This window comes from Bacillus sp. BB081 (assembly GCF_008368895.1).
Classification (GTDB): Bacteria; Bacillota; Bacilli; order Bacillales; family Bacillaceae_G; genus Bacillus_A; species Bacillus_A wiedmannii.
Genome location: NZ_QOZX01000024.1, coordinates 42608 through 68936, shown reverse-complemented (window position 1 = coordinate 68936; position 26329 = coordinate 42608). Strand labels below are relative to the sequence as shown.

Genomic DNA, 26329 nt, shown 5'->3' with positions numbered 1-26329 from the left:
CTTCTAGAATCCGAGTAAGGATCCAACTTGGTATATAATGAGCGTTAATACATAAGCAACTACGAGTGGATACACGACTGAGAAAATCGTCCACTTCGCTGATCCTGTTTCACGTTTAATAACAGCTACTGTCGCTAAACACGGAACATATAATAAAATAAAGAACATAAATGCATATGCTGATAATGCAGTATAATGTGCTCCCATTACATTTCCTAACACATCTTCTTTCACCGCATAAATAATTGCCATTGTAGAAACGACAACTTCTTTCGCTAAAAATCCTGTTAAAAGAGATGCCGCAGCTTGCCACGTTCCAAAGCCAAGCGGTGCAAATAGTGGTGCGATAAATCCACCAATCATCGCTAAGTAACTGTCTCCCATATCAACACCAAACCCTGATGGACCTGCATAGTTTAATAACCAAATGACAACAGAACCACCAAAGATGAATGTACCTGCTTTACGAACAAATCCTTTTCCTTTCTCCCATGTGCTCAGCCATAACGTTTTCACTTGTGGCACACGGTAAGGCGGTAGTTCAATAACGAAAATAGATTTTTCCGCTTTTAAAATAGTAAGCGACATAATTTTTGTAACGAGTAATGCAAGAACAATACCTGCAACATATAAAGAAAATACAACAGTTGCCTGACTATGAGGGAAGAATACTCCCGCAAATAATGCATATACAGGTAAACGTGCTGAACAAGACATAAATGGCGTTACAAGAACTGTAAGTAAACGTTCTTTTTCTTGTTCAATCGTTCTCGCTGCCATAATACCTGGAACGTTACATCCAAAACCGATAATCATCGGAATGAACGCTTTTCCGTTTAAACCGAAGAACTCCATAATTCTATCCATAACAACTGCAATTCGCGCCATATATCCTGAGTCTTCTAATAATGAAATGAAAAAGAATAGTGCAAAGATTTGTGGAACGAATACTAATACCGCACCAACACCGGCAATAATACCTTCTGTAACGAGTGCTTGAATAAAATCAGAAGCTCCAACACTTGTGAGCCCAGCCGTTACCCAATCCGTAAGCTGTCCACCAAAAAACTCATCTAACATATCGGATAAAGGTGTACCAATCCACGTAAACGTAACCTGAAAAATAAAAAACATAACTGCTAAAAAGATTGGAAGTCCTAAAATTTTATGTGTAATTAATCTATCAATTTTTTCCGAAAAAGGAATTTTTCCTTCTTTCTCATGCTGCATAACATTTGTTTTTAACTTTTCAATATACGCTTCACGAGTTTTGTAAATATGCTCTTCCAACGTACACTCAAGTTTTCCTTCTAAGCGAGATCGAATGGCTACAAGTTCCTTATAAATTGGTAATGCTTTCATTTCTTTTTCTACTACTTCGTTATTACTTAAAAATTGAAGAGCTAACCATCTCGGATGCTTATAATTCACTGTCTCTAAAAGAGAAATTACCTCTCCAATTCCTTCATCCATTTGTAAACCATATGAAATAATGAATGGCTTTTTCTCACTTTTGTCATTTTCTTTAAGAGTAGCAAGTAGTTCTTCACAGCCTTTTCCACTTCTTGCAACGACAGGAACGACTGTTACACCTAATAGCTCTGATAATCGTTTTACATCAATTACAATGCCTCGTTGCTTTGCCACATCGACCATATTTAAACCAATTGAAACTGGCTTACCAAATTCAAGTAACTGCAACGTTAAATGCATATTTCGTTCAAATTGCGAAGAATCCACAATATTTAACATATGATGAAATTCGTCTGTTAGTAGAAAATTCGTAACGACACCTTCATCACGCGAAACTGGATTTAAATCATAAACACCTGGTAAATCAATTAATGTTCCTTGCTTATCTTTTAATTTACCAACCTTCTTTTCTACTGTTACACCGCTCCAGTTTCCTACATATTCATAAGAACCAGTAAGTGCATTAAATAATGATGTCTTCCCTGTATTCGGATTCCCTAGCAAAGCTACCTTATTCACGCTAATTCCACCTTTATCATTTTCGCGTCACAATGACGAATACTAATTAACTGTCCACGACACTCCAATGTACAAGGACCTTTAAACATCGCTTTCTGTTTTAGGCGAAGTTCGCTTCCTTCCGCTAGACCGAAAGCAGCTAGTCTACGCTTTAATAGCTGATCTAAAGACTGAATACTTTTTACTAACACTTTCTCTCCAATTTTAATATCTACTAAGCTCATAACCTTCCCCCTCAGAAGAGAATGATAATTATTTTCAAAAAAATTATACCACACCCAATTTCTCTTGTACTATACCCTTTTGCTTTATATTTATTAACATTTCGCTACAATTCTATTTCAATTATTGTCATACTGTATTCATTTGCCATTCTCATCCATTTCGCTTACAATAAACAGTAGCAAATAAAGAATCTCGTTATCACTGGGGGAGCCATGCCGCTGAGAGGGAACACTTCGTTCCGACCCTTCGAACCTGTTAGTTAATGCTAACGCAGGGATTGTGCAAACGTCCGAAATACATACCTCATTTTTATTTACGTATTTCGTATCCTCCTATGATATCTATTCTTTTTTGTACAACTTGGATTTAGGGGGAGACAACATGCGTAACACCAATTTACAAGCGATGATCGAATCTGCTATTCTTGCAGCCTTCGCTCTGGTCATCGACATTTTACCATTATCAATTAAACTTCCAACAGGCGGTTCCATCTCATTTGCTATGATTCCTATTTTTATTATTGCTTACCGCTGGGGCTTTAAATCAGCTTTCTTAGGTGGTTTAGTTTGGGGACTATTACAAATTGTCGTAGGAGATGCTTACATTTTAACACCTGTTCAAGCATTCATTGAGTACTTCATTGCCTTTGCTTTTATCGGATTTGCTGGCTTATTCTATCGTCCAATTCAAAAAGCACTTTTAACGTCTAATGAAAATAACTTAGAACAATCAAATTTAGGTAGCCGTAAAGATGAACCTTCATCAAAACAAAACAAAGGTAAGAAAGTCCTTGCTTATATTATCCTTGCTACATTTATCGGTAGCTTTGCTCGCTATTTCTGCCACTTTATTGCCGGCATTATTTTCTGGGGACAATATGCACCGAAAGGTCAATCAGCTGTGTTATATTCATTAATCGTAAACGGCAGTACAATGCTCGGTTCTTTTATTTTATGTACCGTTTTACTTATCTTTTTATTTATCACTTCACCACGTTTATTCAAAAGCATCAATGCTTATCAAATAAATTCAAACAAAAAGAGCGCTTAATGAGCGCTCTTTTTTTCATATCGTAATATCAATTAAAAATACAATAAATGCACAAAAGAAAATAAATACCATTATACTTAGCCACTTGCTATGCACGGTTCATCGACTCCTTACATAACCTCATTTTCTAACCAGATTATATCCCTTAAAAATAAAGATTAGGTAAAGATAATATGAAAATAACTTAAAAAAAGCGTAGATTATATTGTCTACACCTTTTTCGGTAAATAGAAGTAAAATAATACACCATCTTCTGTATTTTCTGCCCCATATTCAGCATCGTGCAGTTCTAAAATATTTTTAGAAATAGCTAGACCAAGCCCCGTCCCACCTTGTGAACGATGACGTGCTGCATCCACGCGATAAAAACGGTCCCAAATTTTATCTAATTGCTCTTCTTCAATGTGAGTACCTTTATTTTCAATACACACTTTTATACGATCCTTCTCATCTATTGTAGAAATAATAATATCCTCTGTATTCGGTGTATAACGTATGGCATTCGTAATGAAGTTCACGATTACTTGTTCAATCCGATTTTGATTTGCGACTACTTCAAATGAACATATATTTTTATGCACATGAAGTTCTTTTTTCTCTATGTCCACAGAAAGGTGTTCACATATATCTTCAATTACTGTATCAATATAAAATACATCCTTTTTCATTTTATATGTACCTGACTCAAATTTAGCTAACTCCAGCATATCCAAAATTAAAGTATCCATTTTATCTACTTCTCGTTCCATTGCCTGAAAGTAGTATTCTTTTTTATGCTCAGCTACTCCATCTTTTAAAATAGAAATACAGCTTTTCATAATACTCAGCGGTGTTTTTAATTCATGCGAAACACCAGAAATAAATTCTTTCCGCGTATTTTCTAACTTTCTTTCCTTTTCAATATCTTGTTCTAGCTGTCCAATATGCGAATGGAGCTTATTAGATAATGCATTAATATTTTTCGATAAATCACCAATTTCATCTTTTGAAGTAATCGGTATTTTTTCTGTGAAATCTAAATGCGCTATTTTCTTCGTTGTATCATTTATTTTTAATAGCGGTTTTGCAATTTGTTTTGAATAATAGAACGAAGCTAGAAAAATGAGAACGACTACAAATGCAATGATATATATGTAATAATCTTGTACCATTTGTACAGCTTCATCTACAGGCTGTAAAGAAGCCATCGCATAAATATATGTTATCGATCCGTCTTTTTCCTTCATTGGTTTGATTAATAATTTATATTTAATATCGTTTTTTTCATAATCCATTGTCTTTGTTGAATACTCTATTTGATTACTTTCTTTTAGTAATACATCCGTTTGAAACTCTTTTATGCTATCTAAGAATAGACTATTTTTATAAATTGGATTTACAAGACCTTTTACATCTGGAAACTGTACTTTTGTAACAAACCCACCTATGTAAACATCTGGTTCTTGGGCAGCTTGCTCCTGAACAGCCGGCTTCTTTTCCTTACCTACTTGTTCCTCAGCTGCTTTCTTTTTCTCCTCATCTAATTTACTCATTTTCTCCTTAAATGCTTTTTCTAACGGTTTATTAGATCCGCTTAAATTCTGCTTAGATAACGAGAAAGAGAATGGAATAAAACTATCTTCTTTTTTCACTCCAGAAAAAGAAATTCCTTGGCCTAGAAACTGATCTGATGATTTATTATCAATCTCTTCTATATTGACGAGATTGTATAAGGGAATTTTGAATATTTGATGTCCAAAACTCTTCTGTTGCCTACGATCTATCGTTACCTCAAAATAAAAATCATCTGCATGCTTTAAATTCCCGTTCTGATCTAATGTCGTAATCCACGTATTATTTTCTCTTAAAAAGTCTTGCTCCAGCTTCTGAATTCCTTCTGCACTTCCTGCATAGTTCAAATAATTCTTCTCAAAGGAATTTAAATTCACTTTAATATCTTCCACTTTTCGATTCGCGTAATATTGTTTAAAAAATATCGTTTGCCCAATAAATATCGTCACTAAAATTAACATACATAATGCTGTTGTGAGGGCAAATAATTTTAGTACAATCCCTTTTCTCATACATTCCCCTCAAATTTATAACCTGTTCGTACTACAGTTGTAATGCACTTTGCTTTCTCTCCTAATTTATTTCGCAAGTTACGAATATGACTATTCACTGTGCGATCATCTCCAGCAAACTCATATCCCCAAATTCTTGAAATTAATTGCTCTCTTGTTAGGACAATTCCTTGATTTTTCATGAAATACACTAATATTTCAAACTCTGTATGTGTTAATGTAATATTTGCTCCATCAACAGTAACAGTACGTGACGGAAAATGGACATGAATGCCATGAATTGCTAACGTATCATCTTCATTCTCTAAAGGTTTCTTTGTTACTTTTCTACTTTCTAACAGCCTTTTCGCTCTTGCTAATAAAATTGGTGGGCTATACGGCTTCGTCACATAGTCATCCGCCCCAAGTTCAAATCCAAGTAACGTATCATCTTCATCTACACGTGCCGTCAGCATAATAATAGGAACCTCGGATGTTTTACGAATCCTTCGGCAAACAGACCATCCATCAAGTTCTGGCAACATAATATCTAAAATAACTAAATCAACCTCTTCTTCCTCAAATACAACTAAAGCTTCTTTCCCATCTCTTGCTTCAAACACTACGTATTGCTCGCTCAAAAAATAATCTTTTAAAATTTCACGCAAAATATCTTCATCTTCCACAATTAAAATGTTTTTTGACATAACTTATGTATCCCCCTCTCGCTTTCAGAAACTACAACTTCATTTTGAATAACTAGCCTTTAACTTCGCCTCGATAATATATCTATCTGGTGCATCCCCTATATAATCAAATGGATAGCAAGTCGTCAGTGTTAATATCGGTTCTTCTTTTTTTATAATAACAGTACGATCATCCGCATGGGTAATCCATATCTTTTGAATTTCATATGTGTAAGTTTTATTATCATACTCTAAAACAAGAGTGTCTTTTTCTTTTAACTCTCCTAAATCTGTAAATACAGTATCCCGGTGTCCACTCAGTACAGTATGTCCCCCTCCAGATGGCGTTGTCGTTAAATCACTAACGAACATTCCAACTCCTTTCTTCAACGTTGCATCATCCGCTCCCCAGTATATAGAAAACTTCTTCTTTATTTTCGGTATATTTAACATCGCTACCTTTTCTCCTTCTTTATGCTCTGTTTGAGAAGAAGGCACTTGAGAAGTTACAGGTGTTTCATGAGAAAGTTTATTATGTTGTATATTTTTAAGATTCTTTATTTCTTCTGCCGTTAATTGCCCGGCAGAGCTTTTTCCTTTATACCATTCCATAGCGTAATATGATCCCATAAATAGCCCTATAGCCATCAATATGATACCGATATAATTGAGTAACTTCATGTTTCATCCCTCCATGCCAAAAATGGTAGGAATAACCTACCATTTTTAATATATGAAATTATTCCATTCTTTATAGGACAATATTTTATTTACGCCTTAACTTTATTGCGACGATTCAAACCAAATAATGTCCCTATCGCTACAAGACATGCGCTTAGTGCCATCATTGCTACATTATTGGATGCTGTGTTTGGTAATTTTTCACCTTGTACAGCTGGCTTCGCTACTTCTTTTTTTACCGCACCATTTTTTTGTTGTACTTGTGCTGCTTCTTTTTTTGCCATATCATTTTTCAACTGTTCTTGTGCTATTCTTTTTTTCTCTTCTTCACTCTTTTTCTCCGCTTTTATTGCTTCCTCTTTTTTAGCCATATCACTTTTTTCTTGTACTTGTACCGCTTGCTTTTTCTCTATATCATTTTTTTGCTGTTCCTTAATTGCTTCTTCTTTTTTAACTTTATCTTGCTGCAGTTGCGCTGCCTCTTCCTTTGTTAATGTTCCAGTAGAAGCACTCGCTACTGAAGAATATCCTACTGTTAAAAGTGCCATTGCACAAATTGGTAATAGTTTCTTTTTCATTTTATTTCTCTCCTTTTATACGTTTTACATCACTTCGCATCGGATGTATCACTAGAATAAACAAGAGATATAAATATAAGATGCAGATGAAATATATTTCATTTAAAGATTTCATTGTAGAAAAATAAAAAAACATCGCAATATATACGATGTTTTTTCGGGTGTGTGTCTCAATATTTACATGTTACTTTCGCGTGATTTAGAAGTAGAATAGGCCGGAGCGATAACTAATTGTCTCGGCTCAGTTTTCTTTAAGTGATTTTTGACGTTACACTTACGACGTTGAACAACCCATGCTTTAATAGGGTTTGTCAAAATAATCTTTTGCTCTTCGTTAGGGGTCTCTTCTTCAAACCTACAACTCTCGCTCCATTTATTCCATTTCATTGTAAATTTAGAAGAAGAATGATCGTCTTCTCGATCAAACAAGTGCAAAAAATCCATTTCGCCAGCTAGCATTACGGTGTTGCTAGTTGCTAAAAAAGAAAAGGTCGTCCAACGTTTCTCCATGCCCTCCTACTCCTTTTTCACATATAGAGTGCCTAAAACTTAATTTACCTAAAATATGTTTGCCTTTTACCTTACACCTATAGTTTATCCAAAACACTACTATGCAACTATCGATTTGCCTTACAACTACCTTACATTTTTGTAAGAAACAAAAAACCTTCACTCTCTATACGTGAAGGTTTCTCAGTTCTCATCTATATGATCTTTCATATGATCGACTCCAGCTTCTTGCAGCTGTGATATCATACCGTGGGAAATTGCGCCTAATACTAAAGTCATTCCAATTAGTGAAATCCGAATCGCTGGTACATCAATTATGTAAGCTAAACTGCCAAGAACAATTGTTAAAAACAATGCTTTTATAAATGTTGCACTTGTATACTCTTTCTTTCTCATCATAATCACCCTTTTTGGAAGCGTTTTCTTGATATAATCAGTATATCATATCATCTGACTATTTTGTGGGGATTTCTGTAAAAAACTTATATCTTCTTTGACTTTTCCCTTTCTTTCCTTTACAGTCGAAATGTTCACAAGTTTTACACTGTAGGAGGACTCCAATGAATCTTGAAATAAAAGATACTTTAATTTCTGAAGAACAATTACAAGAAAAAGTAAAAGAACTAGCACTTCAAATCGAACGTGACTTTGAAGGAGAAGAAATCGTAGTAATCGCTGTATTAAAAGGATCTTTCGTATTCGCTGCCGATTTAATTCGTCACATTAAAAACGATGTAACAATCGACTTTATTTCTGCATCTAGCTACGGAAATCAAACAGAAACAACTGGAAAAGTAAAACTATTAAAAGATATCGATGTAAACATTACTGGAAAAAACGTAATTGTCGTAGAAGATATTATCGATTCTGGTTTAACACTTCACTTCTTAAAAGATCACTTCTTTATGCATAAACCGAAAGCATTGAAATTCTGTACGTTACTTGATAAACCTGAGCGTCGTAAAGTGGACTTAAAAGCTGAATATGTTGGCTTCCAAATTCCAGACGAATTTATCGTTGGCTACGGTATCGACTGCGCAGAAAAATATCGTAACTTACCATTTATCGCTTCAGTTGTAACGGAATAATATAATAGAATAAACTTCCACCATCAATTACTGGTGGAAGTTTATTTTCTATCACGATTCGTAAAAGACAAAGGGAGAGAATAAAAATGACAAAGACAAAATTTGAAAAAGTGCTCCTCATCGTAAATCCGAAAGCAGGACAAGGCGATTTACATACGAACTTAACGAAAATCGTACCACCTCTTGCAGCAGCCTTTCCTGACTTACATATCCTTCATACGAAAAAGCAAGGTGATGCAACAAAATATTGTCAGGAGTTTGCTAGTAAAGTAGATTTAATTATCGTCTTTGGTGGTGACGGCACTGTATTTGAATGCACAAATGGCTTAGCACCTCTTGAAACTAGACCTACACTTGCAATCATTCCAGGCGGAACTTGCAATGACTTCTCTCGTACGCTAGGCGTTCCGCAAAACATCGCAGAAGCGGCAAAACTCATTACACAAGGACATGTAAAACCAGTTGACGTCGCAAAAGCAAATGACCTACACTTCTTAAACTTCTGGGGCATTGGACTTGTCTCTGAAGTATCAAACAATATCGATGCGGAAGAGAAAGCAAAGCTTGGAAAAATCGGTTACTATTTAAGCACCATTCGAACTGTCAAAAATGCTGAAACATTCCCCGTAAAAATTACGTACGATGGACAAGTATATGAAGACGAAGCCGTCCTTGTTATGGTTGGAAACGGTGAATATCTTGGCGGTATCCCGTCCTTTATTCCAAACGTAAAGTGCGACGACGGAACACTTGATATTTTCGTCGTAAAATCAACAGGTATTCAAGCGTTTAAAGATTATATCGGGAAGAAACTATTTGAAGACTCAAATGAAAATGACATCTTCCACGTAAAAGCGAAATCCATTCATATTGAAACAGAAGAAGAAAAAGAAGTAGATACAGATGGAGAAAGCTCGCTTCATACACCTTGTCATATTGAACTATTACAAGGACACTTTACGATGATTTATAATCCTGCGGTTGTGTAATCAATACTTTATTATACTTTAATAATTACTAAACTTCGCATTTTTGCGAAAAATACAGTATAATTAATAAGTAAAAGGTTGTTAACAAAAAATGTTAACAACCTTTTTATTTTTTCAAAAAAACTTTTCACTTTAGAGGAGCGATCACATGTATTGGAGAAAAAATGATAAGCCTGTAGAAGATCCCGAAGCGATAGCTATATGGGAATGCACGGCAAAAGACTGCCGTGGATGGATGCGTAAAAATTTTTCATTAGAAGAAGAACCAAAATGTCCATTATGCAAAAATGATATGAATAGTAGCGAGCGTTTATTACAAAAGCTCTAACTCCCGCTTTTCTCCACTTTAAATATTAGAATAAAGGATTATCTTTCTCCTTATCTACAAGATGCATTTCCTATATGTGAATAGAAAGAAAATAGATAATAGCGTAAAACATTGAAACAGAAAAGAGATGGTTTTCCCATCTCTTTTCTGTTTCAAATTCCCCTTATCAAACCTTAGTTATGCACACCTCATTTTAGCTAATAAAAAACGAAAGAGAACATAATTTTCACTATGTTCTCTTTCGTTTCCCGGAAAACTTTACCATAAAATAACAAAACCGATTCCCACATTGAGAATCGGTTTTATATCTATAATCCTAACTTCATCTTCGCTCCATCAGGAATTTTATCTAGTGTTACTTGTACTTTATCATATAAGAACTTACCTCTCGTAAGCACATGCCAGTATGAATCTTTTGGTAATTCACCTACTCCGTCAATTGTAACTTCTTTTTCCTTACCATTTTCATCATAAGCTTTCACTTTATACTCACGACCTTTATTTCCACCTGACTCTTTACCATCGTTATCAATTATTGCATAATGGTGCTCTATATCAAGAAATGGATTCATTTGATCTAGCTTAGCGCTCCCATTTAATAAATATGCCGCCCCTGCCACAATAACAAGTAGTGATCCAAAAATAAATCTTTTCATCTATATTCCGCCTTTCATTATGTTTTCTATGAGATGTTTCTAAGTATAGGGCGTATTTCTTAATAAAAACTCGTACGGTTTCTTAACATTTTCTTAAAATAGAAGTGAAATATTAATTAGTAAGCTCAAGAAACAAAAAGAATTCTTCACACTACAATTGACAAAATTACACCTTTAGTGTAATTTTACACTATAAGAAAAAGGAGCTGCATTATGGATAAACAAAAATTTATTGAACTCGTTAATTCAAAATTAAAACTCATCCGTGTTGAAAATGATTTATCACAAGATAAAATGTCAGAAATTATTGGTTTATCAAAGAAAACATTAGTCGAAATCGAAAAAGGAAGACGCACACTAACATGGTCAGGTGCAGTTTGTGTCGTAACACTCTTCGAACAGAGCGATACAGTCCAAATGACATTTGGGGATGATGTGAATGAAATTATAAAAACAATCGCTTTTACACATTACAATACGAACTTCCCGAAGACGTTAGGTGGAAAAGTGTGGTGGCGACAAATAAAAGAATTAAACGGTTATCAAATACAACAAAATATTTTATCTCAACATTATCGAATTTTAGATAAAGAAGACCGCAGAATATGCCATTCATTCGATTTCGATGAAATTGAACAGCGATTTATGGAAATGGCAAAAACATCTCAATAAAATAAAACTTTAATCAGTGGAGATTTTACTGCCCTTTAATACGGGATAAAATAAATTTCGGAGTATAATTCAAATGGAAAAACAGACAAATATCACGGTTTTAAATACGCTAATCATTAGCACGTTAGTATTCAATTTATTTATTTTCACATCGAGAATGAGCTTTTTACCTTGGTATATTGAAGATGGATGGGGATATTTAGGATTAGTATTTACATCCTTTATTTTCTTACTTTGCTTCTTTCAATCTTCGAAGCTTCATAAAGACCGAAAGTTAACTACGCTGCAAAAGTTCATTCCACTTGCTTCTGCCATACTTTCAATCTTCGTTCTTATCACTCCATCAAGTGATTTTATGACTATATTAGCTAATCTAATCAATACAATCATATTAACAATTTATATAACTGTATTTCAGACAAATCCTAATGTAAGGAATGAGAAGCAATTACATTAAAAGGGAGAGTTACTCTACAAAATAACTCTCCCTTTTATACTACTCTCAATCAGTATAAACCTTCATTCTATTTATTTACTTACTCATCACTGTACTTCTTCTTTGCTTATACAAATAAGTACCACTCACAACAACAAAAATAATTCCGCCAAAATACACGCCATACTCTATCGCGATTGCTACAATACTTTCAATATGTTGTCCAAATAAAGAACCGAGTACAAAGTAAACGAGTGTCCAAACAAATCCTGTCGTATAGGAATACAAAGCATACGTCTTAAATGACATGTTATTCATTCCAACTAAATACGGTACGATATGTCTTACAACTGGTATGAAGTAACTTGTGACTAACGCATAATGGCCATACTTCTCTACCATTTGTTGAGATTTCAAAAGATATTTCGCCTTTTTCTTTTTCATTAGCTTATCAAGTACTTTCGTACCAAATATTTTTCCTAATATATAACCTAAAGATAGTCCAGATACAACGCCTAAATATGTTAATAAAAATGCTGGAATGACACTTAATATCCCTAATGAAGAGACAAAACCACCACTCATTACGATCATTTCGTCTGGAATTGGCATACCGATAATACCTAACCATAAACAGAAAAATAGTGCCCAATAACCGTACTGTTCAATATAAGATAATAATTCATGTAATTCCATTAGGCATATGCTCTCCTTAGCTCTTTTTTACAGCTAAAGACGTACGCTGGCGGAAAATTGAGCCACACTTTTTCTAGCGTAATTTCAGGAAAGAAATGCTGGATACATCCTTTTTTCACAAGTGAATATTGAAATGTAATAAATTCACCGTTCTCTTGTATCGCTTCCATTACATTGTTTAAAATGCCCTTTGAAACTTCTTCTGGCAAAGAAGTAAAAGGCAATCCTGATAAGACGTAATCAACGCATTCTATATGGAACTCTTCCATATACTTCTTTATATTTTCAGCTGAACCATGTACAACAATGACGTTTTGCTCATCTTTAAACTTTCTCTTTAACTCTTTGCAAAACACTTCATTAATTTCAATAAGAAGAAATATTGTTTCCTTCTTCTTTCTCTTCATAATTTCTTTCGTAAAGACTCCTGTACCAGGCCCTAACTCTACGATGCATTTCGCTCTATTAAAATCAATTACATCTACCATTTTCCTTGCTAATATTTTTGAACTTGGCGCAATTGCACCAGTATGTTTCGGATGTTTAATAAATTCATGTAAGAATGTTATGAGTTGCATGTAAACCTCTCCCCATTCGTTCAATAGTTTTAACTTGTTTCTAAGTATAACTATCGTTTCTTAACAAAAATTGAGGAGATTTCTTAAGATTTTATGAAGAATGAAAAAACAGCTACCGCTTATATAGCGATAGCTGCTCATTTATTACTTCGCACTCACAATCTTATAATAAGAACGAACTGTTAAGAAGTAATATCCAATATAAATGACGCCGTATACTCCAATACTAATTAGGAGCGGGATCATAATTTCAAATGGTAATATATTTGCTAAACCTTTTAGTGCAAATAGGCTGTGCAGGATTCCGATTACTAACGGAATAGCGAAGATAAAGCTCACTTGTTTTGCGATAGCTTTCTTCATCTCTTGCTTCGTTACACCGACTTTATGAAGGACAACGTAACGATCACGGTCAGCACTTGCTTCTGTAAGCTGCTTGAAGTAAATGATTGAGCCTGTCGCTAATAGGAATACTAATCCTAAAAATAGTCCAATGAACATCATTAAGCCTGTCGTTTCCAGCCCCATTTGGAATCCTGTATAGAAATCGTTAAATGGTTTTAAAATTTCTGATTCACCAGCTGGCATAACGCTTGCTAATTTCGCTGTTAACTCTTTACTATTTCGCTCACCTTTTACATCAATATTTTTTACAATGCGCGTTTCGTTTACTTGTTTCGCTTGCTCATATGTTTGATCCGGAACGATTACAAATAGTTCATTTAAGTTTGTAACACTTCTACTATTTACACCTTTAATCTTTAACTCTTTTGATTCATTTCCGACAGGGAATACAGCTGTATTTCCTGTGTAAAGAGGACCAAAATCAAGATTTTCAATATATAAGCTATCATATACAAAAGCTTCATTCGCACTTAAATTTACAGGTTCTACATCTAAATGTTTCGCAAGTGCATTAAAGTTTGATTGAGAAATAAGCTCGTACTGCTTCGTAACATTATAGTGCGTGTTCAGAACTTGATCCGCTCTTTCACCTTTAAATGTTCCTTTCACAGGAATCATTTCAACTTCTGCTTCATATGTCACTGGATGGTTATTCTTTTCTCCAGCAAGTATTTCATTTACTTTTTTATCTAATGCTTCATCTTTTTTCTCATAAGAATAACTATACGGTGCAGCCACTTTTGATTGTGTAAATGTATTGTAATACATCGTAACTGACGTACCAACCGCCGTTAATGTTACTGCACTTAAAATAGCAATTGTTGCAAGTGATTTCGCATTTCCTTTAATGCGATATAGTAACTGCGATGTCGTTACCATATTCATACCGTTATAAAACGCTGACTTGTTATTTCTTGCACGTTTCAATACAAATACTGTGAAGAACATGAACAATAAATAAGTTCCTGCTACTGTCGCTAATAAAATGTATAATGCAACGACCATAAAGTCTGCATACATAACTGCTTTCATGTACATTAACGCTAAGAAATAACCTGAACCGATTAAGAACACTGAAATTAATGCCATAATGACAGAGCCTTTTGGCATTGCTTCTCCTTCACGTTCTGCGCGGAAAAGTTCAATTAACTTAAAGCGATAAATTAAACGATATCCTTGAAGTGATGTATATAAAATAATCACAAAGAAAATAATTGCTGTATCAATAATGGCAGCCATCGGTACTTCAAAATGAACATTTAAGTTTAATCCCATCATACTTACTAATAACTCAAGGAATAATTTTGAAAGGACGCTACCAACCGCAATCCCGATAATTAAAGACATTAATCCCATTAACATATTTTCATAAAAGAGCATTTTACCGATTTGTCTTTTACGAATACCTAATAAGGAATAGAGTCCAACTTCTTTTTTACGTTTTCGTGTAAAGAAACCGTTTGAATATATAATGAACACTGCTACGAATATAATTAGCATGACACTGGAAACTTGGAACGCTCCACTAATTTTTTTAGAAGCTTCCGCTGCTTTTTCCATTTGTGAATTATATTGCAGTGCTTTAAATGTAAAATAAATAACAATACTAAAAATCATAGATGCAAAATATACAAAGTAGTCTTTAAAGTTCCGCTGTATGTTGCGGAGGGCAATGCTAGATAAGGTCATCAGCCATACCTCCGGAAATAGAAGACATTACGTCAACGACTTGTTGGAAGAACTGTTTGCGCGTTAATTCACCGCGGTGCAATTCTTTATATAACTCACCATCTTTAATGAAAATAACTCGTTTACAGTAACTCGCCGCAAACGCATCATGCGTTACCATTAAAATTGTAGAGTTATCATATTCATTTAACGACTTCATACTTTCAAGTAAATCTGTTGCTGATTTAGAATCAAGCGCTCCAGTTGGCTCATCCCCGAAAATCATACTTGGATTCGTAACAATCGCACGCGATGCTGCGCAGCGCTGCTTCTGTCCACCAGATACTTGATATGGGAACTGACTTAAAATATGATCAATACCGAATTTCTTTGAGATTTCAAGAACGCGGCGATCAATCTCATTTGCTTTCACTTTTGATAACGCAAGAGGTAACGCAATGTTCTCTTTTACCGTTAACGTATCTAATAAGTTATAATCTTGGAAAATGAACCCTAAATGATCGCGGCGGAATAACGCTAACTTATCATCATTCATTTTCACGATATCTTTTCCATCAATTAAAATTTCACCGTTCGTCGCATTATCAATTGTAGAAAGAACGTTTAGTAAAGTCGTCTTACCCGAACCAGAAGGTCCCATAATTCCAACGAACTCACCTTCTTTTACTTGTAAGTTAATACCTTTTAACGCTGCGAATTTATTACCACCCGTGTCATACACTTTTTCAATATTTTTTGCTTCTAACACTGTTTTCATCTCGACATCCCTCATTTCTTCTATTCTCTATTTTCAACTATATACATTCTCTACTCTTGCCACTATCGATGTTTCTTACACAAACATGACAGTTATGTAAGGGCGGTAAGCAAAGAAATCAAAATTTAACCTAATGAATCAAAGTACTTTGTTACTATAACATTGGGATATCATGTCATCCATTCATTCTCCTTACAGGAACATTACAATTTTGTAAGGTGAAAAATGCACCCTACAAAGTTGTGCATGAAATGTCGGATGGGGCTATTTCTTTCCTGCTATTCTACTTACAGAGGAGGTCATTTAATGGATTCACTAAAAAATATGAATGCTGCAATGCAATATATTGAAGACAACTTGACAGATGAAATTAATTTTAAAGAAGTTGCACGGCTAGCACTCTGCTCTGAGTATCACTTTAAAAGAATGTTTTCATTTCTAGCTGGCATATCGCTGTCAGATTATATTCGCTGTAGACGCCTTACTCTCGCTGCCTTTGAACTAAAAAACAGCAATGTAAAAGTCATTGATGTCGCTATAAAATATGGCTACAATTCACCAGATTCATTTGCTCGTGCATTTCAAAACTTGCATGGCATAACACCTTCAGAGGCTCGAAATAGTAGCCATTCTTTGAAAGCTTATTCACCAATGACCTTCCAACTATCCATTCAAGGAGGAAATGAAATGAACTATCGAATTGAAGAAAAAGACTCATTTCGAATTATAGGTATTACAAAACGCGTACCGATTGTATTTAACGGTGTAAATGAAGAAATTGCTTCTATGTGGAAAAGTTTAAATCCAGAGTCCATTCAAACATTAAAGTCCCTTTCAAACATTGAACCTACTGGAATTATTAGTGCTTCTACTAACTTTTCTGAAGGTAGAATGGAGGAAAAGGGAGAACTCGATCACTACATTGGAGTAGCCTCAACGAAAGATTGTCCAGAGCAATTCGCACAACTTGAAGTCGCATCTTCAACGTGGGCCGTATTTGAAGCTGTAGGTCCATTTCCTGAAACATTACAAAATGTATGGGGACGCATTTATTCCGAATGGTTTCCTTCCTCAAACTATGAACTAGCGGAAGGACCAGAAATATTGTGGAATGAACAGAAAGATATATCTTCTCCAAACTTTAAAAGTGAAATTTGGATACCTGTTTTGAAGAAATAAAAAATAAAGCTGCTCTTCCTTAAAAGGAAAAGCAGCTTTTATTTATATTTTTAGTTCTTTTTTATAAGCGACGTAGGAATATCCCATCGTTAGTCTCGCTGTACCAATAATTATAAATTGTCCCCATAACCTTTTTACTTTTCACACTTTTGACCTATACTGTTTATTAGCCTACATTTCAACATAATGAAAAGACTTGAAACACATGATACACTATAGCTACAATTGTTTTTTTAGGAGGAATATACATATGTATAAAATTTTAATCGTTGAAGACGATCCAAATATTTCATCATTACTACAATCTCACATTCAAAAATATGGCTATGAAGCTGTTGTTGCAGAGAATTTCGATGATATTATGGAATCGTTTAATGCAGTGAAACCACATCTTGTTTTACTTGATGTAAACTTACCGAAATTCGATGGATTCTACTGGTGCCGTCAAATTCGTCATGAATCTACTTGTCCAATTATTTTCATTTCAGCGCGTGCTGGCGAGATGGAACAAATTATGGCGATTGAAAGCGGTGCGGATGATTATATTACAAAACCTTTCCACTACGACGTTGTAATGGCAAAAATTAAAGGTCAATTACGCCGTATTTACGGTGATTATGCACCAAATATTTCAGAACGTATCGTTGAAGTGGAGGGTTTAAAACTATTCCCTGAACGCCCAGAAATTCATTTTGGAACTGAGCAAGTTCTTTTAACGAAGAAAGAGGCTATTTTAGCAGAAATGTTATTATCTAAATTCCCTCGTACAGCGAGCCGTGAAGATTTACTAGCTGCCCTATGGGACGACGAAAGCTTCGTTGAAGAAAATACATTAAACGTAAACATTACGCGTCTTCGTAAAAAGTTCAATGAGCTTGGTATTGAAAATGCTATTGAAACAGTACGTGGACTTGGGTATCGTTTTAACACAACTTGGAGTGAATAAGCATGAAGCTATTTTTACGTGATCATTTTGCATTTTTTCTACTATACGTATTAAACTTCGGTATCATCTTCGTTCTTTATGATGCAGTAGATGGATTTCAAAATAATAAATTTTACTTCGTCGTTTTAAGTTTATATTTATTCATTTGTTTCCTCGCTTATCGTTACGTTCGCAATCGTAGAATGTACCATAGATTAAGTGAGCAACCAGAGAAAATGGAAGATGCGTTTATTGAAAGAGCAACTGCTCCGATGCCCCACGGCGTAAATGAACTCGTGCGTACGCAGTATCGTCTCTTCCAAAAAGAACTACAATCGTATGAAGTAAAACAACAAGAACATCAATTATTCATTAACCACTGGGTGCATCAAATGAAGACACCTGTTTCTGTTATGCAGCTTATGGTTCTCGAAATGGAAGATGAACATTTGATTCCGAAATTCAAAAAAGAATTAGAACGATTAAATCAAGGGCTCGATATGGCTTTATATATGGCAAGGCTGAATAACTTCCATGAAGATTTCCATGTTGAGACGATTTCATTAAAAGATGCGGTAACAAAAAATATTAATGGATTAAAAGAACTCTTCATTCGAAACGGGGTCTTCCCTGTTTTAGAAGTTCATTCCGATTTAAAAGTCGCTTCTGATGCGAAATGGCTAAAATTCATTATTTATCAGTTAATGACAAATGCCGTTCGTTACTCTGGTGAGCGTGGAAAGAAAGTTTTCTTATCTGCTTACCGAAACGGAAAAGATATTATTTTAGAAGTTCGCGATGAAGGTGTTGGTATTCCGCAAGAAGATATTCGAAGAGTATTTGAACCGTTTTACACTGGGAAAAATGGTCGCGCATTCGGAGAATCTACTGGTATGGGACTTTATATTGTAAGTAAAATTTGTGATTATTTAGGTCACTCTGTCAAACTAGATTCTGAAGTTGGTAAAGGAACGACGATTAAAATCATCTTCCACAACGCTGCAAATAATCAAGCAGAACATACGGAGAAGGTGACCGAAGCATGATCGTAACATATGCAAGCAAAATGTATGAGAACTCACTCTCATACATTTTTTGCAATAAAACTACTTCTATATCTTCTATCTGGAGGTATAGTCTATGACATTTTGGCAATTTGCATTTAAAAATGTAACGCGCAACTCAAGAGCTTACTTCGCTTATTTCGTAAGCAGTTCGTTTTCAATTGCTGTGTTCTTTTCATTTGCAGTCTACTTATTTCATCCAAAACTACAAAACTTTGGCATAGTCTCTGAAATTTCAGGATTAATGATATTTTCAGAAGTAGTAATTGTATTTTTCTCTTTCTTCTTTTTACTATATTCCATTGGCACCTTTTTAAAAGTTAGAAAAAAACAATTCGGCGTTTTGACCGTTTTAGGAATATCTAGAAAACAATTACATCGTCTTGTTTTTATGGAAAATATGTTAATCGGTATTTTATCTATTTTTTTCGGTATGCAGTTTGGACTTGTCTTCTCGCAATTTTTCTTATTAGTGACAGCAAAAATTACGCACGTACCAGGCATATATTTATACTTGCCTATTAACGCGTTTATTTTAACGACCATCGTTTTCCTTAGTCTTTTTATCATTGTATCAGCATTGACACCAATGCTAATTCGCACAAAAAAAGCGGTACACCTTTTAAAAATAAATGTTGGAAAACAAAAAGAAAGAAAACCATCCGTACTTATTTCTTTATTTGGAGCGATTTGTTTATTTGGAGGCTATGCTTTAGCTGGAAATCCTAAATATTTCGCATCAGTAAGCCCACAAATAGGTATTATATATATGGTTTCAAGTATTTTCGTTATCCCAACGCTTGTGACAATCGGAACATATTTCTTCTTTTCACAAATTAGTTTCTTACTTATTTACATTTTAAAAACGAGAAGAAAATTTTATATGAAACGGATTAATATGCTTTGGATTTCGGATTTAGCAAGCCGTATTCGAGCGAATATTAATATGCTTTTTATTGTAGCAATGCTATCTACTATCGCTTTCACAATGATTACGTTCCTATATGGGTTCGGGAAATTTATTAAACTAGAGGTTAATAGAACTTCTCCTTTCCCAATTTCTTATTTTTCTTATGATGCGAATCCTTTTGTTACGGAGCATTTAAATTGGCTTGAGCAACAATTACAAAAAGAGCATTTCCCTTATGAAAAAATAAAAGCTGATATATATGAAACACCACTAGAAGAAGATAAAGGTATAGCTATTTATAATGACGTATACGCAATTAAGCAAAGTGACTATAACAAACTTGCGGATTCTTTACGAATGAAACAACTATTTATGAATGATAACGAGGCATATGTTTTAACGGGGACGTCTTATATCACTATATTCAACGAATTTGAGCAAAGTTATAAAAGAGATTACATTACACTCTCTAGTACAAATACGAAATTACGAGTAAAAGGCTATGAGCATGTCAATGCAATTCCATCTGGCTTTGCATATCAAACGATAGTTTTGCCTGATATTATCGTGAGTAACTTCCCCAACACGGTAAAGCATATATCGGCGTACAATTACAAAGTGCAAAACTGGGAACAGACGTATAAAATTGCTGATACTTTTATAGAAAAGATCCAAAAAGATCGAAATAAATCCCAGTATGAAGGACCTCTTATTCGATCCTTTGAATCAGCAGGATCGTTATACAGAATAACATCTGGTAGTGCTGCATACTTCCTAATCGGAACATTTTTAGGAGTTATTTTCTTCATCGGGGCCGGTAGCGTTCTTTACTTTAGAATGTATACCGATTTGACGAACGAACAAGAAAAGTATATAACCATTTCTAAAATCGGTGTAACAGATACAGAGATGAAACGATCTGCAACCATTCAGCTTAGTATTTTATTTTTCGTTCCGTACATTATGGCATCCATTCATACAATGTTCGCAACGAAAATGCTACAAGATGTAATTGGTTTATCTTTGTTCAAAGAAGTTTCAGCCGTTCTTATTATTTTTGGATTCGTTGAAATCGTATTTTTCTTCTTCATTCGTTCACTTTATATGCAAAAATTATCACAGTACACGAGTGGACAAATCATTTAAAACAAACTTAATGAAAAGAGTATTTCTTATACTCTTTTCATCTTCATCCTACTAGGAGGCTAGGCAAATGACATTTTGGCAGTTTGCATTTAAAAACGTCTCGCGGAACGCCAGAGCTTATTTCGCCTATTTTGTAAGCAGTGCGTTCTCCATCGCAATTTTTTTCTCATTTGCAGTTTATTTATTTCATCCGAAATTGCATATGACAGACGTTAATTATGCTTTGAGCATATTAATGACAATTTCAGAAGTTGTCATTGTGTTCTTTTCATTTTTCTTTTTACTATATTCAATTGGTACTTTCTTAAAAGTACGAAAAAGACAATTTGGGATTTTAACAGTACTTGGCATCTCTCAAAAACAATTAAAACGACTCATATTTATAGAAAATATGTTAATTGGTATTCTTTCTATATTTTTTGGCATTCAACTGGGACTTGTCTTTTCACAATTCTTTTTATTAGTTACCGCCAAAATTACACATGTACCTGGTTTATATTTATATTGGCCTACAAGCGCCATTATTTTAACTATCATCATCTTTCTCGGGCTCTTTATTCTCGTATCATCTTTTACACCGATGCTCATTCGTACGAGAAAAGCTGTACGCCTTTTAAAAGAAGGAACAAAACAAAAAGAAAGAAAAGCATCTGTGCTCATCTCCCTATTTGGTGCGATATGTTTAATATCTGGATATGCGTTAGCCGCAAATCCATTATATTTTCTGTCGCTAGGTGACATCATTGGGCTTTTATATGCCGTCTCTAGTATATTTGTCATCCCATCGCTTATTGCAGCTGGAACATATTTTTTCTTCTCGCAAATTAGCTTTTTACTCATTCGTATATTAAAAGCGCGAAGAACGTTTTATATGAAACGCATTAATATGCTTTGGGTTTCGGATTTAGCATCACGCATTCGAACGAATATTAATATGCTCTTTATAGTAGCGATGCTATCAACGCTCGCTTTTACAATGATTACATTCCTATATGGTTTTGGGAAGTTTACAAAGTTTAATGAAATAAGAAAAAACCCGTTCCCTTTTACTTATTTATCACATACTGAAAACACGTTAAGTGATGAACATTTAAACTGGTTGGAACAAAAATTTAATGAAGAACAATTTACTTATGAAAAATTTAAAACGGATATATACGAAGTATCTTTAGCTGAAGATAACACGCAGCTCTATCATGTAATGAAACAAAGTGACTATAATGTACTCGCTAATGCATTAAACTTGGATCCACTCATCGTAAAGAATAATGAATCTTATATCCTTATGAAAGAAATAGATGATCATTTCATTGGAACATTTTATGATAAAGAAAAAAAAGATAGTCTTACACTTACTCAAAACTCTTTACATTTGAAAGTGAAGGATTATAAAAGTACTAGTCCGTTCCCAAACGGGTTAGTACCGAAGTTACTCATTATATCTGATGAAAATGTAGAAGCCTTATCAACTATTTCCAAACAAATGAGTGTATATAACTTCAAAGTGCCGAATTGGGAAAAGGCATATAATATCGGTGCTGCATTTATAACAAAAATCAGTAACGACAATGCATCGATTCAAGCAGAGCACCCACCATTCCATGCAAGTGAAGCTAGTGACTCTCTATACAAAACGAAACTAAATGTCGCTTCATTTTTCTTAATCGGAACTTTCCTTGGTGTTATTTTCTTTATTGGTGCTGGTAGTGTTCTTTACTTCCGAATGTATACCGATTTAACAAATGAGCAAGAAAAGTATGTAACGATTACGAAAATTGGTTTAACAGAATCCGAAATGAAGCGATCTGCTACCATTCAACTTGCGATTCTTTTCTTTGTTCCATACATTATGGCGTCGATCCATACAATGTTTGCGACAAAGATGTTACAAGAAGTATTAAATCTCTCGTTCTTCGCGGAAATTACAGTCGTACTTATGATTTTTGGAACAGTTGAAATTCTATTTTTCCTTTTAATTCGTTCCTTTTATATGCAAAAATTATCACAACACATTAAGTTTTAACAGATAGAAAGGTGATTATTATGGAAGAAGTTTTACACATAAAAAACGTCTCAAAAGTGTATGAGGGAAAAGTCCCTCATACCGCTTTAAAAAACATAAATTTACATGTAGATAAAGGAGAATTCGTTGCCATTATGGGACCGTCTGGGAGCGGGAAATCTACATTTTTAAACGTTATCTCCACAATTGATTCTCCTACTTCTGGTGACGTCGTTATTAACGGAAAGAAACCACACACATTTCGTAGAGAGAAGTTAGCTATTTTTCGTCGCCAAGAGTTAGGATTTGTTTTCCAAAACTTTAACCTACTAGATACACTAACAATCGGTGAAAATATCGTACTACCTTTAACTTTGGATAATGTTCCATTAAAAGAGATGGATGAAAAGCTTGATAATATTTCCAAGAAACTTGGAATTGATCATATTTTGGATAAACGTATTTTTGAAGTTTCTGGAGGACAAGCACAGCGTACCGCAGTAGCACGTGCTGTTATTCATCACCCGTCACTTCTACTTGCCGATGAACCGACAGGAAATTTAGATTCGAAAGCAGCAATCGATGTAATGGAGTTATTTACGAAATTAAATAAAGAAGAAGATGCAACGATTTTAATGGTTACGCATGATCCGTTTGCAGCAAGTTATTGTAACCGTGTCATTTTCATTAAAGATGGCGAGCTTTACAACGAACTACACCGCGGACTATATCGCGAGAAATTTTATCAAGAAATATTAGATGTTTTAGCCTTATTAGGAGGAAGACGTGGATGACATTTTGGCAATTCGCATTTAAAAATGTCTCGCGTAATTCTAAAGCATATTTCGCTTATTTTGTAAGTAGTGCTTTTTCTATAATGGTTTTCTTTTCATTTACTGTATACGCGTATCATCCGCGCTTACAAAGTGTACAAAACTTTCAAGATCGAGATCCTCTAATGAATTTAGCTAGTACAGCTCAATTCGTTATCGTTATGTTCTCGTTCTTCTTTCTCTTATATTCAATCGGAACCTTTTTAAATGTTCGGAAGCAGCAATTCGGGATACTCACGATTCTCGGTATCTCACAGAGACAATTAAAAAGATTGTTATTTACTGAAAACATGATAATCGGGATATTATCTATCTTTATCGGTATTCAAGGTGGGCTTGTATTTTCTAACTTTTTCTTATTAGTCACTTCGAAATTAACAAGTGCAAAAGGCCTTTATTTATATTGGCCAACAGAAGCAATTATCGTGACAACCGTAACGTTTATCATTTTATTTTTAATCGTTTCTACGTTTACACCAATGTTTATTCGTACTCGTAAAACAGTCCACCTTATTAAAGGGAACAAGAAAGTGACAGCCGAAAAAAGGCCGTCTATACTCATTTCGATATTTGCTTTAACTTGTTTAGGGTTATGTTATTATATTGCCGGTTACCCGCAAGGCTACGTAACCGAAAAAAATGTGCAAAATGGATCCGTATTCTTAATTATGCTATCTATTTTACCGCTCGTAGTAGTCGGGACATATTTATTCTTTTCACAAACATTTCTTCTCTTTATCTATATTTTAAAGAAACGAAGAAAGTTTTATTTGAAACAAATAAATATGTTATGGATTTCAGATTTAGTTTCTCGTACCCGCAGTAATATTAATGTACTCTTTATCGTTTCTATGCTATCTGCACTTGCATTTACGATTATTATCGGATTATTTGCTGCTAATAATAATACGAAAGCATCGATACTAGAGCGATATCCTATTCCCTTCACATACAAATTAAAAGGGGATCACTCCCTTGAACAAAAGCACGTTAATACTATTGAATCCGAACTTTCCAATGCTCATTTTCAATATAAAAAATATAAATTTACGCTTTTAAAAGATAATGCTTCAAAAGAAGAGATTGCAATTATGAAAATGAGTGATTATAACGAAATTGCTAAGCAGTTAAAGAGACCTACAATCACCCTTGATTCAAAAGAAGTTTACATTATTTCTGGCTATTCACCAGAGCTATTAAACCTTGTATCAAATCCATTTGTAAAACAAAATACAATTACACTTGAATCCAATAAAAAGGAGTTTTATATAAAGGGATTTATTAACAAAGGAATAGCACCACCCTTTGCATTAGCAAATTTAGTTATTATGCAAGATTATGCAATCGATACTGTGATTCCTCATATTGAAACCATTACGGTTTATAACTACTTCGTGGATAATTGGGAAAATGCAATTATTCCAACGAAAAATATATTAAAAAGTATTAGTAATGACACCGAAAAATATTATGAGGCACATAAAGACGATAAGCATGCATCTCCCGTCCCTTTTAATATTTATACAGCTACTGATGAGTTACTCCATAATAAAGAAAATGCAATTGCTCAATTCTTTATTTGGGCATTTCTCGGCTTTATCTTCTTTATCGGTGCGGCTAGTGTTTTATACTTCCGTATGTATAACGACTTAACGAATGAAAAACAAAAGTACATTACGATTACAAAAATCGGCTTAACAGAATCAGAAATGTTCCGCTCTGCAACGATTCAATTAGGGATTTTATTTTTCGTTCCTTACATCGTTGCTGGTGTTCACACGTTATTTGCGGTTAAGTTTTTACAAAGCATGTTCGCTTTTTCTTTACTAAAAGAGTTATTAATTGTACTCACCTTTTTCGGGATTATCGAGATTATTTTCTTCTTCTTAATCCGTTCTCTTTACATCAATAAATTATCACAGCATACCAAGATATGAATAAAATAGCCTTGTGCATAATGCACAAGGCTATTTTCAATAGTTTTTAATTAGCAGCAATATCCACCATAGCCGCCGCCATAACCACCGTAACCACCATAACCACAACCGCCTCCGCCTCCGCCGAAGCAGCTAGCACCGATGATAATTAATAAAATAAACAATACGATTAGAAGCGCAAAACCGCCTCCGCAACCATGGTGTCTGCGGTTACAATCATCATGTCTGTGTTCACACTTTTCGCTCATTACTCTATTCCTCCTTTAGTATCATTC

27 protein-coding genes and 1 riboswitch are annotated in these 26329 nt (G+C 34.3%); of the genes, 13 read left to right on the top strand and 14 right to left on the bottom strand.

Going from position 1 to position 26329, the window contains the following annotated elements:
• Nucleotides 1–3: 3 nt before the first annotated feature.
• Nucleotides 4–1992, bottom strand: coding sequence for a ferrous iron transport protein B (gene feoB / locus DN394_RS13255; protein WP_098849326.1), 1989 nt, complete (start codon nucleotides 1990–1992; stop codon nucleotides 4–6).
• Nucleotides 1989–2216, bottom strand: a complete 228-nt coding sequence (locus tag DN394_RS13250) for a FeoA family protein (RefSeq protein ID WP_000060512.1) — start codon at nucleotides 2214–2216, stop codon at nucleotides 1989–1991. Before DN394_RS13250 ends, feoB begins: the two co-directional genes overlap by 4 nt.
• A gap of 194 nt (nucleotides 2217–2410) precedes the next feature.
• Nucleotides 2411–2512: riboswitch (TPP riboswitch) on the top strand.
• Between the two features lie 86 nt (nucleotides 2513–2598).
• Here DN394_RS13250 and thiT point away from each other — a divergent pair.
• Complete coding sequence (gene thiT / locus DN394_RS13245; RefSeq protein WP_149293862.1) at nucleotides 2599–3267, top strand: energy-coupled thiamine transporter ThiT; 669 nt, start codon at nucleotides 2599–2601, stop codon at nucleotides 3265–3267.
• A gap of 209 nt (nucleotides 3268–3476) precedes the next feature.
• On the opposite strand, the gene DN394_RS13240 is transcribed toward thiT, so the two are convergent.
• The 6 genes from DN394_RS13240 to DN394_RS13215 all read right to left on the bottom strand — a co-directional run bounded on the left by DN394_RS13240 (nucleotide 3477) and on the right by DN394_RS13215 (nucleotide 8163).
• Nucleotides 3477–5330, bottom strand: a complete 1854-nt coding sequence (locus tag DN394_RS13240) for a sensor histidine kinase (protein ID WP_149293861.1) — start codon at nucleotides 5328–5330, stop codon at nucleotides 3477–3479.
• A complete protein-coding gene (locus tag DN394_RS13235; protein ID WP_097918238.1) occupies nucleotides 5327–6016 on the bottom strand; it encodes a response regulator transcription factor in 690 nt (229 codons plus the stop codon). The genes DN394_RS13240 and DN394_RS13235 overlap by 4 nt, the downstream gene beginning before the upstream one ends.
• A 39-nt stretch (nucleotides 6017–6055) precedes the next feature.
• On the bottom strand, nucleotides 6056–6676 hold the full coding sequence (locus tag DN394_RS13230; protein ID WP_098085918.1) for a class D sortase: 621 nt from the start codon (nucleotides 6674–6676) through the stop codon (nucleotides 6056–6058).
• Between the two features lie 89 nt (nucleotides 6677–6765).
• The gene (locus DN394_RS13225; RefSeq protein WP_000728031.1) at nucleotides 6766–7254 is read right to left on the bottom strand and encodes an LPXTG cell wall anchor domain-containing protein; all 489 of its coding nucleotides are present in this window, start codon (nucleotides 7252–7254) and stop codon (nucleotides 6766–6768) included.
• 177 nt (nucleotides 7255–7431) lie between these two features.
• Nucleotides 7432–7764, bottom strand: coding sequence for a hypothetical protein (locus DN394_RS13220; RefSeq protein WP_000415595.1), 333 nt, complete (start codon nucleotides 7762–7764; stop codon nucleotides 7432–7434).
• A gap of 183 nt (nucleotides 7765–7947) precedes the next feature.
• Nucleotides 7948–8163 carry a hypothetical protein gene (locus DN394_RS13215; protein ID WP_097918236.1) on the bottom strand — a complete coding sequence of 72 codons (216 nt, stop codon included), beginning with the start codon at nucleotides 8161–8163 and terminating at the stop codon, nucleotides 7948–7950.
• Between the two features lie 161 nt (nucleotides 8164–8324).
• Here DN394_RS13215 and hpt point away from each other — a divergent pair, with 161 nt between their 5' ends.
• From hpt to DN394_RS13200, 3 genes are all read left to right on the top strand, one after another.
• Nucleotides 8325–8852, top strand: a complete 528-nt coding sequence (hpt, locus tag DN394_RS13210; RefSeq protein ID WP_001047287.1) for a hypoxanthine phosphoribosyltransferase — start codon at nucleotides 8325–8327, stop codon at nucleotides 8850–8852.
• An 86-nt stretch (nucleotides 8853–8938) separates the two neighbouring features.
• Nucleotides 8939–9841 (top strand): diacylglycerol/lipid kinase family protein, encoded by a 903-nt coding sequence (locus DN394_RS13205; protein ID WP_000167910.1) that lies wholly within the window; start codon nucleotides 8939–8941, stop codon nucleotides 9839–9841.
• Nucleotides 9842–9989: 148 nt separating this feature from the next.
• Nucleotides 9990–10169, top strand: coding sequence for a cold-inducible protein YdjO-related protein (locus tag DN394_RS13200; protein WP_000289924.1), 180 nt, complete (start codon nucleotides 9990–9992; stop codon nucleotides 10167–10169).
• Nucleotides 10170–10477: 308 nt separating this feature from the next.
• On the opposite strand, the gene DN394_RS13195 is transcribed toward DN394_RS13200, so the two are convergent.
• A complete protein-coding gene (locus tag DN394_RS13195) occupies nucleotides 10478–10825 on the bottom strand; it encodes a YxeA family protein (protein WP_097918234.1) in 348 nt (115 codons plus the stop codon).
• Between the two features lie 213 nt (nucleotides 10826–11038).
• Between DN394_RS13195 and DN394_RS13190 the strand changes: the two genes are divergently transcribed.
• Nucleotides 11039–11497, top strand: coding sequence for a helix-turn-helix transcriptional regulator (locus DN394_RS13190; RefSeq protein ID WP_000360776.1), 459 nt, complete (start codon nucleotides 11039–11041; stop codon nucleotides 11495–11497).
• Nucleotides 11498–11570: 73 nt separating this feature from the next.
• Nucleotides 11571–11954 (top strand): hypothetical protein, encoded by a 384-nt coding sequence (locus DN394_RS13185; RefSeq protein WP_097918233.1) that lies wholly within the window; start codon nucleotides 11571–11573, stop codon nucleotides 11952–11954.
• A 75-nt stretch (nucleotides 11955–12029) separates the two neighbouring features.
• Here the strand turns inward: DN394_RS13185 and DN394_RS13180 are convergent, their stop codons facing one another.
• The 4 genes from DN394_RS13180 to DN394_RS13165 all read right to left on the bottom strand — a co-directional run bounded on the left by DN394_RS13180 (nucleotide 12030) and on the right by DN394_RS13165 (nucleotide 16058).
• Complete coding sequence (locus DN394_RS13180; RefSeq protein WP_097918232.1) at nucleotides 12030–12629, bottom strand: DedA family protein; 600 nt, start codon at nucleotides 12627–12629, stop codon at nucleotides 12030–12032.
• A complete protein-coding gene (locus DN394_RS13175) occupies nucleotides 12629–13207 on the bottom strand; it encodes a class I SAM-dependent methyltransferase (RefSeq protein WP_097918231.1) in 579 nt (192 codons plus the stop codon). The genes DN394_RS13180 and DN394_RS13175 overlap by 1 nt, the downstream gene beginning before the upstream one ends.
• A 144-nt stretch (nucleotides 13208–13351) precedes the next feature.
• Nucleotides 13352–15301: an ABC transporter permease gene (locus DN394_RS13170; protein ID WP_097918230.1), complete on the bottom strand. Its 1950-nt coding sequence runs from the start codon at nucleotides 15299–15301 to the stop codon at nucleotides 13352–13354.
• A complete protein-coding gene (locus tag DN394_RS13165) occupies nucleotides 15288–16058 on the bottom strand; it encodes an ABC transporter ATP-binding protein (RefSeq protein WP_000859653.1) in 771 nt (256 codons plus the stop codon). The genes DN394_RS13170 and DN394_RS13165 overlap by 14 nt, the downstream gene beginning before the upstream one ends.
• A 306-nt stretch (nucleotides 16059–16364) precedes the next feature.
• On the opposite strand from DN394_RS13165, the gene DN394_RS13160 reads away from it, so the two are divergent.
• The 7 genes from DN394_RS13160 to DN394_RS13130 all read left to right on the top strand — a co-directional run bounded on the left by DN394_RS13160 (nucleotide 16365) and on the right by DN394_RS13130 (nucleotide 26054).
• A complete protein-coding gene (locus DN394_RS13160) occupies nucleotides 16365–17237 on the top strand; it encodes an AraC family transcriptional regulator (RefSeq protein WP_097918229.1) in 873 nt (290 codons plus the stop codon).
• A 250-nt stretch (nucleotides 17238–17487) separates the two neighbouring features.
• On the top strand, nucleotides 17488–18183 hold the full coding sequence (locus DN394_RS13155; protein WP_000276740.1) for a response regulator transcription factor: 696 nt from the start codon (nucleotides 17488–17490) through the stop codon (nucleotides 18181–18183).
• A gap of 2 nt (nucleotides 18184–18185) precedes the next feature.
• Complete coding sequence (locus DN394_RS13150; protein WP_000765337.1) at nucleotides 18186–19208, top strand: sensor histidine kinase; 1023 nt, start codon at nucleotides 18186–18188, stop codon at nucleotides 19206–19208.
• Between the two features lie 94 nt (nucleotides 19209–19302).
• The gene (locus tag DN394_RS13145; RefSeq protein ID WP_149293860.1) at nucleotides 19303–21282 is read left to right on the top strand and encodes an FtsX-like permease family protein; all 1980 of its coding nucleotides are present in this window, start codon (nucleotides 19303–19305) and stop codon (nucleotides 21280–21282) included.
• Nucleotides 21283–21349: 67 nt separating this feature from the next.
• Entirely contained in the window at nucleotides 21350–23305 is a 1956-nt protein-coding gene (locus DN394_RS13140; RefSeq protein WP_097918227.1) for an ABC transporter permease, read from the top strand.
• Nucleotides 23306–23325: 20 nt separating this feature from the next.
• Entirely contained in the window at nucleotides 23326–24078 is a 753-nt protein-coding gene (locus DN394_RS13135; protein ID WP_000393250.1) for an ABC transporter ATP-binding protein, read from the top strand.
• Nucleotides 24075–26054 (top strand): FtsX-like permease family protein, encoded by a 1980-nt coding sequence (locus DN394_RS13130; protein WP_149293859.1) that lies wholly within the window; start codon nucleotides 24075–24077, stop codon nucleotides 26052–26054. Before DN394_RS13135 ends, DN394_RS13130 begins: the two co-directional genes overlap by 4 nt.
• Nucleotides 26055–26104: 50 nt before the next feature.
• On the opposite strand, the gene DN394_RS13125 is transcribed toward DN394_RS13130, so the two are convergent.
• Nucleotides 26105–26302, bottom strand: a complete 198-nt coding sequence (locus DN394_RS13125) for a YjcZ family sporulation protein (protein WP_001290402.1) — start codon at nucleotides 26300–26302, stop codon at nucleotides 26105–26107.
• Between the last annotated feature and the right edge of the window lie 27 nt (nucleotides 26303–26329).